The following is a 12991-nucleotide window of genomic DNA, read 5'->3' on the forward strand; positions in this document are numbered from 1 at the left end:
CGGCTCCTTCCAGCCAATGACCCCTCTCGAATGGATAGACACCGCCGATCCCGAAAACTGGTCGGCCGGGCGCGGGGAATCAGCGTGGCGGGCGCTGGTCGATGATCCGGCGCATCTTGCCGACCGACCGCTCGATGCCGTCGGGCTCCAGGACGTCGACCCGCACGCTCACGCCGATGGTGCTCCTGACCAGGTGACGCAGCTGCTCGCCGCCGGCGCGCGCCAGGTCCGCCGTGGCCGTCGGCCGCCGCTCCACCCGGATCGTCAGCGCGTCGAGCTGGCCTTCGCGCGTCAGGACGCACTGGAAGTGCGGGGCGAGCTCACGGACCCGGAGCAGGAGCTCCTCGATCTGGGTGGGGAACAGGTTGACGCCGCGCAAGATGATCATGTCGTCGGTGCGGCCGAGGATCTTCTCGATGCGCCGCATGGGGCGTGCCGTCCCCGGCAGCAGCCGGGTCAGGTCGCTGGTGCGGTAGCGGAGGACCGGCATCGCCTCCTTGGTCAGCGAGGTGAGCACGAGCTCGCCCTCCTCGCCGTCCGGGAGCACCCGCCCGGTGAGCGGGTCGACGATCTCGGGGTAGAAGTGGTCCTCCCAGAGGTGCAGCCCGTCCTTCGTCTCCACGCACTCCTGCGCCACGCCGGGGCCGATCACCTCGGACAGGCCGTAGATGTCGACCGCGTGCATGCCGGTCCGCTCCTCGACCTCGCGGCGCATCTCGTTCGTCCACGGCTCGGCGCCGAAGATGCCGACCCGCAACGACGACTCGCGGGGGTCGATGCCCTGGCGTTCCATCTCCTCGATCAGCACGAGCATGTACGACGGGGTCACCATGATGACATCGGGCCGGAAGTCGCGGATGAGGGTGACCTGGCGTTCGGTCATGCCGCCGGAGACCGGTACGACCGTGCAGCCGAGCTTCTCCGCCCCCGCGTGCGCCCCCAGGCCGCCGGTGAACAGCCCGTAGCCGTACGCGTTGTGCAGCAGGTCGCCCGGACGCCCGCCGGCGGCGCGGATGCTCCGCGCCATGACCGTCGCCCAGGTGTCGAGGTCGCCGCGGGTGTAGCCGACCACGGTGGGCCGCCCCGTGGTCCCCGACGACGCGTGCACGCGCGCCACCTCCGCGCGCGGCACGGCGAACATGCCGAACGGGTAGTTCGCCCGCAGGTCCGCCTTGCCGGTGAACGGCAGCAGCGCCAGGTCCGCGAGCTCCCGCACGTCGTCCGGCCGCGCACCGGCGGCGTCGAGCACCGAGCGGTAGTGCCGCACGTTCTCGTACGCGTGCCCTACGGACCAGCGCAGCCGGTCCAGCTGGAGGGCGCGCAACTCGTCGACGGAGGCCGACTCGATCGGCTCCATCCACAGGTCGGGGGTCAGGGCTCTCATGGTGGCTCCTCCTCGTCCGGCATCCGCCTGGCCAGCGTGCCTCAGCCGTCCGCCCCGATCCAGCCTTCGCCCGACCGGTCATCGCCCCCCGAGCCTTCCCCGGACACGACCGTCAAGGGGGTCCGGACGCAGGTCGTCCAGCCTCGTGAGAGGCTGCAGTGGTGACCACGACCGGGCCCGCCGACGGGCCCGCTGACCCTGCCCCGGCCCGCCGACGCGGCCGCCCCGGCTACGACCAGGCGGCGATCCTGCGCGCCGCCGTGGAGCTGTTCAACCGCAAGGGGTACGACGCCACCAGCATGGGAGACCTGGCCAAGGAGCTCGGGCTGACGAAGCCGGCCATCTACCACCACGTCACGAGCAAGGAGCAACTGCTCGGCCAGGCCCTGGACGACGCCCTCGACGAGCTCACCGCCGTCGTGACCGCGGCCTCCCAGGACGCGGCCGGGACGAGCGCCTACGAGCGCCTGCGCGAGGTGGTGCGGCGCAGCGTCGAGGTCCTGGTGGCGCACCAGCCCTCCGTCACGCTCCTGCTCCGGGTGCGCGGCAACAGCGAGGTCGAGCTGGCGGCCCTCCAGCGGCGCCGCTGGCTCGACGACCGGCTCGCCGCGCTCGTCGCCGACGCCGTCGCGGAGGGCGCCCTGCGCGACGACGTGCCGCCGGCGCTGGTCAGCCGCCTGGTTTTCGGCATGGTCAACTCGCTGGTCGAGTGGTATCGCCCGGACGGCGCGTACGACCGGGCGATGGTCGCCGAGGCCATCGCCGCCATCGCCTTCGACGGCCTGGCCCGGCACGAGGCCTGAACGGGCGGGGTCACCACGGGTAGAAGCCCTGGCCCGTCTTGCGGCCGAGGTGCCCGGCGGCGACCAGGTCGCGCAGGATCCGTGGCGGCTCGAACCGGTGCCCGAGCTCGCGCGCCAGGTGCTCGGCGATCGCGAGCCGTACGTCCAGTCCCACCACGTCGGTGGTCCGCAGCGGTCCCATCGGGTGGCGGTAGCCGAGGGTCATCGCCGTGTCGATGTCGGCCGCGCTCGCGACGCCCTCTTCGAGCATGCGCATCGCTTCGAGCGCCAGGCAGACGCCGAGGCGGCTGCTGGCGAAGCCCGGCGAGTCCGAGACGGTGATCGGTGTCTTGCCGAGCGCCGCCGCCCAGTCCCGGGCCCGCGCCACGAGCTCGGAGTCCGTACGGGGCCCGGTGACGATCTCGATGAGCTCGCTCACCGGGACGGGGTTGAAGAAGTGCAGCCCGAGGAAGCGTTCGGGCGCGGCCAGGCCGGCGGCGAGCGCGCCGATCGACAGGCTGCTGGTGTTCGAGGCGAGCACCGCGTCCGGCGCCCGCCTCTCGGCCAGGGCGAGCACCCGGGCCTTGAGCGCCGCGTCCTCCGGGACCGCCTCGATGACGAGCTCGCACGGAGCCAGATCGGCGGGGTCGGCCGTGGTCCGCAGCCGGGAGAGGGCGTCCTCGGGCGGGACGGCGCCGCCTTTCGCGCGGGCCTTGGCCAGGCCGTCCGCCACCCGGGTCCTGGCCTGGCCGGCGGCCTCGGGCCCGTCCTCCACGACGATCACCCGGCTGCCCGAGGCGAGGAACGCGTGCGCGATCCCGGCCCCCATCCGCCCGCCCCCGAAGACGCCCACCGTACGTGGCAGGCTCGGTGGCGGGGTCACTGGCTGGGTCATGAGCGTCGTTCCTTCCGCCGGTCCAGGAATGCCGTCATCCGAGCCTGCTTCTCCTCGGTCTCGAACAGGACCGCCTGCGCGAGGTCGTCGACGAACGGGTGCGCGGCCCTCGGGGCGTGGAAGACGGCCTTGGTGAGCCGGGTCGCCAGCGGCGCCCTGGCGTTGATCCGGTCGGCGAGCCGATGACCGGCGGCGAGCAGGTCCTCGGGCTCCACCACCTCGTTGAGCAGGTGCGCGGCCCGCGCCTCTTCGGCCGTGAGGACGCGGCCCGCGAGCAGGATCTCCTTGGCCAGGGGTTCGCCGACGAGCTCGGCGAGCCGCCAGGCCGCGCCGGCCGCCGCGAGGATGCCGAGGTCGGTCTCCGGGTTGCCGATCCGCGTCCGGGGTGTGCCGATCCGGAAGTCGCAGGCGTAGGCGAGCTCCGCGCCACCGCCCAGGGCGTACCCGTCGACGAGGGCCACCGTCGGCATCGGCAGCCGGTGGATCCGGTCGAAGATCTTCGAGTTGATGCCCCGCAGCGCGTCGTCCCGGTCGCGCTCGCGGAGCTGGGAGATGTCGGCCCCTGCCGCGAAGGCCGGTCCCGTGCCGGTGAGCAGGACGACGCGCGGCTCCTCCTCGACGGCGGCGCACGCCTCGTGCAGCGCGGTGACCAGCTCGCGGTCGATCGCGTTGCGGACCTCGGGCCTGTCGAGCCGCCACACGACCCGGTCCGCCGCCTCTTCGACGATGAGGGTCATGGGCGCTCCGCCAGGAGGGCACGGCCCTGGGGCGGGGCGGCGAAGGCTTCGGCCACGTGGAGCTCCTCTGCGTAGGTGGAGGTCAGGCGTCGTAGTCGACGGTGACGTCCGCGCTGACCGGGAACGTCTGGCAGGTGAGGACGAACCCGGCGTCCACCTCATGCTGGTCCAGGGCGTAGTTGCGGCGCATGTCCACCACGCCGTCGCGGACGACGGCGCGGCACGTCCCGCAGACGCCGCCCTTGCAGGCGAACGGCAGGTTCGAGCGGGTCGCCTGGGCCCCCTCCAGCAGGGTCGTCCCCCGTGAGACGGCCGCCGTCGCCCGCAGGCCGTCGAGCACGGTCGTCAGCACGCTGGTCGCCCCGGCCGGCACCCCGTCGGCCCGCCGGGGCATCGGCGGCGGAGCATCGACGTAGAACAGCTCGACGTGGACGTTCCGCGCGGGGACGCCGAGGCCGGCGAGCACCTCCCGCGCGTCCTCCACCATGCGCAACGGCCCGCAGAGCCACACGTGGTCGAACGTCTCCACCGGCACCAGCTCGGTGAGCAGGCGGCGCAGCCGGTCGCCGTCGAGCCGGCCGGAGAACAGCTCGACGTCGCGCGGCTCGCGCGACAGCACGTGGACGACCTGGAGCCGGGCGCCGTACCGGTTCTTCAGGTCGCCGAGCTCCTCGGTGAACATCACGGTGCGGCTCGTCCTGTTGCCGTACAGGAGCGACACCTGGGCGGCGGGGTGGGCCAGCACGGTCGAGGCGATCGACAGCATCGGGGTGATGCCGGATCCGGCGGCGACGCACAGGTGCCGCCCGCCACGCGCCGGGTCGGCCTGCCAGGAGCCGGTCGGCGTCTGCACCTCGATGCGCGTGCCGGGCGTCACCTCGTGGACGAGCCAGGAGGAGAAGAGGCCGCCGGGGATCTCGCGGACCCCGATCCGCGGCGCGGCGCCGACCGGGGCGCAGATGGAGTAGGACCGCCGGTGCTCCCGCCCGTCCAGCACGCGGCGCAGGGTGAGCGACTGGCCGGCCCGGAAGGCGTACGCCTCGCGCAGTTCGCCGGGGACGGCGAACGTGATCGCGGCGGCGTCCTCGCACAGCCGGTCGACCGCAGCCACGGTCAGCGGGTGGAAGGCGGTGGACGCCCGGGTCGCCACGGGGCCCCGGGCGAGCGTGGTCATCTCATATCTCCTTGACATGCTCGAACGGTTCAAGGCAGTCGGTGCAGGTGTAGAGGGCCTTGCAGGCCGTGGCGCCGAACTCGGAGGTCAGCCGGGTGGCCGGGGAGCCGCAGCGCGGGCAGGCGGGGGCGCGCCGAGGCGGCCCGAGCGTGAGCGCCACCGGCCCGGACGTCCGGCGAGCCGGGCCGGGGGGCGAGAGCCCGGCCTCCCGCAGGGCGGCCCGGCCGCGTTCGGAGATCCAGTCGCTGGACCAGGGCGGGTCGAGCACGACGCGCACCTCGACGCGGGGGAAGCCGGCGTCGTTCAGCCGGTGGACGAGGTCGTCGCGCATCGTGGCCATGGCCGGGCAGCCGGTGTAGGTCGGGGTGATCGAGGCGACGACGATCTCGCCGCCGTCCGCCGCCCGCTCCACGCCGACGCCCCGCAGCACGCCGAGGTCGGCGAGGGTGAGCATGGGCATCTCCGGGTCGCGTACCCGCGCGGCGACCTCGGCGGCGACCTCGGCGGCGCGGTCGGGGGCGCGGTCGGGGGCGCGGTCGGCGGCGCGGTCGGGGGCGCGGTCGGCGGCGCGGTCGGGGGCGCGGTCGGGGGCGCGGTCGGGGGCGCTCACCACAGCCCGCTCGGGTGGGCGCGGGCGACCACCTGCATCTCGGCGAGCAGGGGGGCGAGCGCGTCGGTGTGCCGGCCCTCGCGTCCGCTGCCCGGCAGCGGCGGGCGGCCGGGGCGCGGGACGTCGCTCATGGCCAGCACCTGGTCGAGGAGGGCGTCCACCTCGCCGCGCGTGGTGGCGGGATCGACGGCGACGCCGGCCCGCGCGAGCGAGAGCTCGACGGGATGCGCGGCGACCGGCTCCGCCTGGAGCGGCCACAGGGCGTCGAGGGCGGTGACGAGCCTGCGGCGTGACTCCTCGGTGCCCTGGGCGAGGGTGAGGAACCAGCGGGCCGCCCAGTCCCGGTGGTAGGCGAGCTCCTTGACGCCCTTGGCCGCGACCGCCGCCAGCACCGTGTCCCTGCTCGCGCGCAATCGCTCCAGCAGCGCAAGCCGGGCCGCCGAGAACAGCAGCAGGCGGGCGACGACGTGCGCGAAGTCCCCGTTCGGGACCTCGGCGAGGCGTACGTTGCGGAACTCCCCCGCGTCGCGGAAGAACGCCAGCGCGTCCTCCGGCGGCACCGGTGAGCCCTCGGGGAGCGCCGGCAGCACGCCGGGGTCGGCGGCGGCGGCCCGCGCCAGCAGCAGGCGGGCCTGTCCGAGGAGGTCGAGGGCCATGTTCGCCAGCGCGATGTCCTCTTCGAGGTCGGGCGCGCGGCTGCACCACTCCGACAGGCGCTGCGACATGATCAGCGCGTCGTCGCCGAGCATGAGGCAGTACGCGGCCAGCTCGGCGTGGTCGACGCCGTCGGGCACCGTCGTGTCGACGCCCGCCAGTGGGTCCTCGAAATCGGTGCCGAACGCCCACTGCGAGGAGTCCCCGCCGACCAGGCCGTCGAAGATGCTGCCGTGATCGTCGCTCACGGTGGTCCGCCTTCCTGGAGGTCAGATGTGCGGCACGTTCCCGGGGATCTCGTAGAACGTCGGGTGCCGGTAGACCTTGTCGCCGTTCGGCGCGAACAGGGGGTCCTTCTCGTCGGGGCTGGAGGCCGTGATGGCGTCGGCGCGGACGACCCAGATGCTCACGCCCTCGTTGCGCCGGGTGTAGACGTCCCGCGCGTGCCGCAGGGCCAGCACGTCGTCCGGGGCGTGCAGCGACCCGACGTGGACGTGGTTGAGCCCGCGCTTGCCGCGCACGAACACCTCGTAGAGCGGCCATTCCCGCCGGTCGGCGCTCATCGGGCGCCCGCCTCGGCGGATCGGCCCGCGAAGGCGGTGGCCGCCTCGCGCACCCAGGCGCCGTCCTCATGGGCGGCCCGGCGGTGGCGCAGGCGCTGGGCGTTGCACGGCCCGTCCCCGCGCACGACCGCGGCGAACTCCTCCCAGTCCGGATCGCCGAAGTCGTAGTGCCCGCGCTCCTCGTTCCAGCGCAGATCAGGGTCGGGCAGCGTGACGCCGAGGGCGTCGGCCTGCGGGACCGTCATGTCGACGAACTTCTGACGCAGCTCGTCGTTGGAGTTGCGCTTGATGCCCCACGCCATCGACCGCTCGCTGTTGGCGGACCGGGCGTCCGGCGGGCCGAACATCATCAGCGACGGCCACCAGAACCGGTCGACCGACTCCTGCACCATGGCGCGCTGGGCGGCGGTGCCGCGCATCATGGTCATGAGCAGCTCGTAGCCCTGCCGCTGGTGGAAGGACTCCTCCTTGCAGACGCGGATCATGGCGCGGCCGTACGGCCCGTAGGAGGTGCGGCAGAGCGGCACCTGGTTGCAGATCGCGGCGCCGTCGACGAGCCAGCCGATGGTGCCGACGTCGGCGTAGGACAGGGTCGGGTAGTTGAAGATCGAGGAGTATTTCTGCCGGCCGGCGAGCAGCAGTCCGGTCAGCTCGGCGCGGGAGACGCCGAGGGTCTCGCACGCGGAGTACAGGTAGAGGCCGTGGCCGGCCTCGTCCTGCACCTTGGCCAGCAGGATCGCCTTGCGGCGCAGGGAGGGGGCGCGCGCGATCCATTCGCCCTCGGGCTGCATGCCGATGATCTCGGAGTGCGCGTGCTGGGCGATCTGGCGTACGAGGGTTCTGCGGTAGGCGTCCGGCATCCAGTCACGCGGCTCGATCCGGTCGCCGCGCGCGATGGTGGCGTCGAACGCGGCCTGCAATCGCTCGTCCACCTCCGGCTCCACGGGAGTCGTCATCATCCCTCCATATTTACTTATCGCTCGGTCAGTAATACGGTGACACGACCGGGGCACGTATGCAAGAGGGCGTCCGCCCGGCCGCCGAAAGGAGACGACTTGACATCCTCCGCCCGCCTGAAGGCAGGGGATTCCAACGCCAACTACCCCATGAGGAGGAGGTCGCGTTGAGGTTCGCGGTTCGTCGGCTCGCCCAACGGCGGGCCTCCCCGCGCGGACACGGCATGCCCTGCCGCGTGTGCGATGTTCCTGGCCGCGTTCACGTCGGCGTTGCCGGCGTATCCGCAGGACCGGCACCGGAAGGACGCTTGGCTCTCGCGCGCCTGCCGATCCACGATCCCGCACGCCGAGCAACGCTGACTCGTGTACGCGGGGTTGATCTTCACGACCCGGCCGGGAGCCTTCTGCTCCAGCCGCGCCACCAGCCGGCCCCACCCGGCGGCCAGGATGCCCCGGTTCAGGCCCGCCTTCTGCCGAACACTGCGGCCCGGCGCATCGATGGTGCCCTTGGCCGAGCGGACCATGTTAGCGATCTTGAGGTCTTCGACGGCGATCACGCCGAACCGGCGGGCCAGATCGGTGCTGGTCTTCTCCACCCAGTCCCTGCGCCGATCCCTCTCACGGGCCTTCAGCCTCGCGATGGCCACCTTCACCCTGCCGCGCCGGTGCGACCCACGCTCGGCCCGCGCCAGCCTGCGCAACAGCCGCAGCAACCGGGCCTTCTCAGCGTCGCGGAGCGCAGGGGCGTGCAGCAACTCACCGGTGGACAACGCCGCCGACACGGCCACGCCCCGGTCCACGCCCACCACCCCGCCCGTCCCCGGCGCGGGGATCGGCTCAGGGATCGCGGCGAAGGCAACATGCCAACGTCCGGCCGCGTCCCGGGTGACCCGACACGACTTCACACCCTCAGGGAGGGCACGGGACCAGCGGAACCGCACCCACCCCACTTTCGGGACCTTGACCTCGCCGACGTGGCGGGACAGACGGCGCACGTCACCGGCCTTGACCGCGACGATCCGGAACCCTTCGCCCTGCCCCCGCCTGCGCCACGTCGGCCTGCGGTGCGTCCCGCCGAAAAAGTTCGCCATCGCCTGCGCGAAGTCCTTGAGCGCCTGCTGCTGGACGATGATCGACCCCGCGCGCAGCCACGCGAACTCGCCCCGCGCCTGCGTGAGCTGCCTGCACTGCTCGGCGAAACCCGGCGCGCTCTTACGCCCCGGCCTCCAATGGGCGTGCTGCTCCACCGCCAGATTCCACACGAACCGGGCGTGCCCGCAATGCTCCAGCAACACCGCCTCCTGAGCAGGCGAGGGCTGGAGCCGGTAACGGGACACGCCGATCAAACTACCGACCGCCACCGACAAAACCAGGAGGCCAAAGTGCCCCACTGTTCCGGCTTTCCTCCCCGCCCTGAAGGACGGGGCATCCAGCCGGTAGGCACCAGATGAGCGCGCTGCTGGAGAGCTACGCCGCCGGACGATGGTTCCGCGCGGCGGACGAGGGACAACCCCTGTCGGACGCCGCCACGGGCGAGGAGGTCGCGCGCGTCTCGAGCGTGGGTCTCGACGTCGCCGCGATGGTCCGGCACGCCCGCGACACCGGCGGGCCGGCGCTGCGATCCCTGACCTTCCACGAGCGGGCGGCCCTGCTCAAGGCGCTGGCCAAGCACCTGTCGGCGGGCAAGGAGGAGCTGTACGCCCTGTCGGTGCGCACCGGCGCCACCTCGCGGGACACGATGATCGACGTCGACGGCGGCATCGGCACCCTGTTCAGCTACGCGAGCAAGGGGGTCCGTGAGCTGCCCAACGACACGGTCGTCCTCGATGGCGCCCTGGAGCGGCTGGGCAAGGGCGGCACCTTCGTCGGCCAGCACCTCTACACCTCGCGGCCGGGTGTCGCGGTGCAGATCAACGCCTTCAACTTCCCGGTCTGGGGCATGCTGGAGAAGCTCGCCCCGGCCCTGCTCGCCGGGCTGCCCACGATCGTCAAGCCCGCGAGCCAGACCGCCTACCTCACCGAGCTCGCCGTCCGCCAGATCATCGCGTCGGGGCTCCTGCCCGAGGGTGCGCTCCAGCTCGTCGCCGGCGGCGCGGGCGGGCTGCTCGACGAGCTGACGGTCCAGGACTCCGTGGCCTTCACCGGCTCGGCGCACACCGCGGGCATCCTGCGCCGCCATCCGAACGTGCTCGACGGCGGCGTCCGGCTCGGCGTCGAGGCCGACTCGCTCAACTGCTCGATCCTCGGGCCCGACGTGCGGCCGGACGATCCGGAGTTCGCCCTGTTCGTCAAGGGCGTGGTCACCGAGATGACGGTCAAGGCGGGTCAGAAGTGCACGGCCATCCGCCGGGTGCTCGTGCCCGGGGCGATGGCCGGCGAGGTGCTCGACGCGCTCGCCGCCGCCCTCACGGACGTCACTGTCGGCGACCCGCGCAACCCGGACGTGCGGATGGGCGCGCTCGCCAGCCTCGGCCAGCGCGACGAGGTGCGCAAGGCCGTCGAGGCGCTGACGGCGAGCGCCGAGGTGGTCTTCGGCGACCCTGAGGGCGGGGTCCTGCTCGACGGCGACGCCGAGCGAGGCGCGTTCATGACCCCGCTGGTGCTGCGCGCCCGCCCCGGCGCCGCCGAGCCCCATGACGTGGAGCCGTTCGGCCCGGTGGCCACCGTGCTCGCCTACGACGGCGTGGAGGAGGCGGTCGCGCTGGCCGCCCGGGGCAGGGGCAGCCTGGTCGCCTCCGTCGCCACTCATGATCCGGGGGTCGCGCGCTCGGTGGTACTCGGGCTCGCGCCGTGGCACGGCCGGGTGCTCGTCCTGGACCGGGACGACGCCCGGGAGTCCACCGGGCACGGCTCGCCGCTGCCCGTCCTCGTCCACGGCGGCCCCGGTCGGGCCGGCGGCGGCGAGGAGCTGGGCGGTGTCCGCGGCGTGCTGCACCACATGCAGCGCACCGCCGTCCAGGCCTCCCCGGACCAGCTCACCGCCATCACCGACCGGTGGACGACGGGGGCCGCGCGCGCCGAGTCCGGCGTCCATCCCTTCCGCAAGTCCCTGGCGGAGCTGCGCGTGGGCGACACGATCAGGTCGGCGGCGCGAACGGTGTCGCTCGCCGACATCGAGCACTTCGCCGAGTTCACCGGCGACACGTTCTACGCCCACACCGACGCCGCGGCCGCCGCACGGAACCCGCTGTTCGGCGGCATCGTCGCCCACGGCTACCTCGTGGTGTCCCTCGCCGCCGGGCTCTTCGTCGACCCGGCGCCAGGACCGGTCCTGGCGAACTTCGGCGTGGACGGGCTGCGCTTCCTCACCCCGGTCAAGGCCGGGGACAGCATCGACGTGACGCTGACCGTCAAGCAGATCACCCCGCGCGGCGGCGCCGACTACGGCGAGGTCCGCTGGGACGCCGTCGTCGGCAACCAGGACGGCGTGCCGGTCGCCACCTACGACGTGCTGACCCTCGTCGCCAAGTCCTGGCCGTCCACCCCGGCCCAGGAGGCCTGACCTCCCTCAGCCCTCCCGTGCCGCCCACTCCGTGCCCAGGCCGCGCGCCTCGTCGAACACCAGCCAGGTGCGCGTGGCCTGGACACCGGGGATGTCCTGGATGCGCTCCAGCACCACCCGCCTGAGCGCCTCGTTGTCCGGCGTCCTGACCAGGACCAGGATGTCGTAGTCGCCGCCGACCATGGCGAAGTGCTCGACGTACGGGGTCTCCCGGAGCCGGGCCGACACCGTGCGCCAGGAGTTCTGCTCGATGGTGACCGAGACGTACGCGCTGGTGCCCAGACCCGCCTTGTGCGGGGCGATCTGGGCGGTGAAGCCGGTGATCACCCCGTCGTCCATCAGCCTCGTGATCCGGGAGTAGACGTTGGCGCGGGAGACGTGCACGCGCTCGGCCAGGGTGCGCATCGAGATCCGGCCGTCACGCAGCAGCTCGGCGATGATCGCGCGGTCCACCTCGTCCACGTGGCTGGCCGAATGTCCTGGCCAGCCTCCTTCGGCACCGTCGTGGGACGACATTTGGCCCTCCTCAAGTCCTGATATGACCCGCTTGTCGCACATCATGCCTGATGTCTTGAACAGATGGCTCCAGAAGCGCACGCTTCGCTTGTCAAACGTCCAGAGAAAGTGAGCGTCGCCATGTCCGTGAGGAGAACGGTCGACCGTTTGCTGCCCTCACCCGTGCCGGTGCGCTTCGTCGCCGAGGACGGCACGGCCGTCCAGCCGCCCCCCGGTTACCCGGCGCCGGCGGACGAGCGGCTGCTGGAGGCGTACCGCAGGATGGTGCTGGGCCGCCGCTTCGACCGGCAGGCCACCGCGCTGACCAAGCAGGGCCGGCTCGCCGTGTACCCCTCCAGCCTCGGCCAGGAGGCCTGCCAGATCGCCGGCGTGCTCGCGCTGCGCGAGGACGACTGGCTGTTCCCCACCTACCGGGACTCGGTGGCCCTGGTCTCCCGCGGCCTCGACCCCGTCGAGGTGCTCACCCTGCTGCGCGGCGGCTGGCACTGCGGGTACGACCCCGCCCGCACGCGGGTCGCGCCCCAGTGCACCCCGCTGGCCACGCAGGCCATCCACGCCGTCGGCATGGCCGACGCGCTGCGCCGCAAGGGCGAGGACCGGGTCGCCATGGCCTTCGTCGGGGACGGCGGCACCAGCGAGGGCGACTTCCACGAGGCGCTGAACTACGCCGCGGTCCTCAACGCCCCTGTGGTGTTCTTCGTGCAGAACAACAAGTACGCCATCTCGGTGCCGCTGGCCAAGCAGAGCGCCGCGCCCGCGCTCGCGTACAAGGGGATCGGTTACGGCATCCGCTCCGAGCAGGTGGACGGCAACGACCTGGTCGCGGTGCTGTCCGTGCTGACCACGGCCGTGCGGCACGCGCGGACGGGCGGCGGCCCCTTCCTGGTGGAGGCGCACACCTACCGCATGGACCCGCACACCAACGCCGACGACCCCTCCCGGTACCGGGAGGCGGCGGAAGTGGAGCGGTGGCAGGCGGCCGATCCCCTCGCCCGCCTGGAGACCTACCTGCGCGAGCGCGGCGTGCTCGGCCCGGAGGCCGTCGGCTCGGCCCGGGAGGCCGCCGAGGAGTTCGCCGCGCGCGTCCGCGACCGGATGAACGCCGACCCCGTGGCGGATCCGTTCGAGCTGTTCGACCACGTCTTCGCCGAGGCAACGCCCCAGCTGCGCGAGCAGCGGGCGCTGCTGGCCGCCGAGCTCACCGCCCCGGAGGACTGA

The 12991-nt window shown here is 73.0% G+C and carries 13 protein-coding genes; 3 read left to right on the forward strand and 10 right to left on the reverse strand.

The annotated features are described in order from the left end of the window. Window positions 1-79: 79 nt before the first annotated feature. Complete coding sequence (gene paaK, locus ACIBQX_RS14425; RefSeq protein WP_397004347.1) at window positions 80-1384, reverse strand: phenylacetate--CoA ligase PaaK; 1305 nt, start codon at window positions 1382-1384, stop codon at window positions 80-82. Between the two features lie 161 nt (window positions 1385-1545). On the opposite strand from paaK, the gene ACIBQX_RS14430 reads away from it, so the two are divergent. Continuing rightward, window positions 1546-2187 carry a TetR/AcrR family transcriptional regulator gene (locus tag ACIBQX_RS14430; RefSeq protein ID WP_397004349.1) on the forward strand — a complete coding sequence of 214 codons (642 nt, stop codon included), beginning with the start codon at window positions 1546-1548 and terminating at the stop codon, window positions 2185-2187. Between the two features lie 10 nt (window positions 2188-2197). Here the strand turns inward: ACIBQX_RS14430 and ACIBQX_RS14435 are convergent, their stop codons facing one another. From ACIBQX_RS14435 to ACIBQX_RS14470, 8 genes are all read right to left on the reverse strand, one after another. Then, window positions 2198-3061, reverse strand: coding sequence for a 3-hydroxyacyl-CoA dehydrogenase family protein (locus ACIBQX_RS14435; protein WP_397004351.1), 864 nt, complete (start codon window positions 3059-3061; stop codon window positions 2198-2200). Beyond that, window positions 3058-3798: an enoyl-CoA hydratase/isomerase family protein gene (locus ACIBQX_RS14440; protein WP_397004353.1), complete on the reverse strand. Its 741-nt coding sequence runs from the start codon at window positions 3796-3798 to the stop codon at window positions 3058-3060. Before ACIBQX_RS14440 ends, ACIBQX_RS14435 begins: the two co-directional genes overlap by 4 nt. A gap of 82 nt (window positions 3799-3880) precedes the next feature. Then, window positions 3881-4972 carry a 1,2-phenylacetyl-CoA epoxidase subunit PaaE gene (paaE, locus tag ACIBQX_RS14445; RefSeq protein WP_397004355.1) on the reverse strand — a complete coding sequence of 364 codons (1092 nt, stop codon included), beginning with the start codon at window positions 4970-4972 and terminating at the stop codon, window positions 3881-3883. A gap of 1 nt (window position 4973) precedes the next feature. Next, entirely contained in the window at window positions 4974-5582 is a 609-nt protein-coding gene (paaD, locus tag ACIBQX_RS14450; protein ID WP_397004357.1) for a 1,2-phenylacetyl-CoA epoxidase subunit PaaD, read from the reverse strand. Continuing rightward, window positions 5579-6484, reverse strand: a complete 906-nt coding sequence (paaC, locus tag ACIBQX_RS14455) for a 1,2-phenylacetyl-CoA epoxidase subunit PaaC (protein WP_397004359.1) — start codon at window positions 6482-6484, stop codon at window positions 5579-5581. Before paaC ends, paaD begins: the two co-directional genes overlap by 4 nt. A gap of 21 nt (window positions 6485-6505) precedes the next feature. Further along, entirely contained in the window at window positions 6506-6799 is a 294-nt protein-coding gene (gene paaB / locus ACIBQX_RS14460; RefSeq protein ID WP_397004361.1) for a 1,2-phenylacetyl-CoA epoxidase subunit PaaB, read from the reverse strand. Continuing rightward, window positions 6796-7758, reverse strand: a complete 963-nt coding sequence (gene paaA / locus ACIBQX_RS14465) for a 1,2-phenylacetyl-CoA epoxidase subunit PaaA (RefSeq protein WP_397004363.1) — start codon at window positions 7756-7758, stop codon at window positions 6796-6798. The genes paaB and paaA overlap by 4 nt, the downstream gene beginning before the upstream one ends. 140 nt (window positions 7759-7898) lie before the next feature. Next, window positions 7899-9092 (reverse strand): RNA-guided endonuclease InsQ/TnpB family protein, encoded by a 1194-nt coding sequence (locus ACIBQX_RS14470; RefSeq protein WP_397004365.1) that lies wholly within the window; start codon window positions 9090-9092, stop codon window positions 7899-7901. Between the two features lie 110 nt (window positions 9093-9202). On the opposite strand from ACIBQX_RS14470, the gene paaZ reads away from it, so the two are divergent. Further along, on the forward strand, window positions 9203-11257 hold the full coding sequence (gene paaZ / locus ACIBQX_RS14475) for a phenylacetic acid degradation bifunctional protein PaaZ (RefSeq protein WP_397004367.1): 2055 nt from the start codon (window positions 9203-9205) through the stop codon (window positions 11255-11257). Between the two features lie 6 nt (window positions 11258-11263). Here the strand turns inward: paaZ and ACIBQX_RS14480 are convergent, their stop codons facing one another. Beyond that, the gene (locus ACIBQX_RS14480; protein WP_397004369.1) at window positions 11264-11773 is read right to left on the reverse strand and encodes an Lrp/AsnC family transcriptional regulator; all 510 of its coding nucleotides are present in this window, start codon (window positions 11771-11773) and stop codon (window positions 11264-11266) included. 120 nt (window positions 11774-11893) lie between these two features. Between ACIBQX_RS14480 and pdhA the strand changes: the two genes are divergently transcribed. Beyond that, a complete protein-coding gene (pdhA, locus tag ACIBQX_RS14485) occupies window positions 11894-12991 on the forward strand; it encodes a pyruvate dehydrogenase (acetyl-transferring) E1 component subunit alpha (RefSeq protein WP_397004371.1) in 1098 nt (365 codons plus the stop codon).

This window comes from Nonomuraea sp. NPDC049714, from assembly GCF_044465295.1.
Lineage (GTDB): Bacteria > Actinomycetota > Actinomycetes > Streptosporangiales > Streptosporangiaceae > Nonomuraea.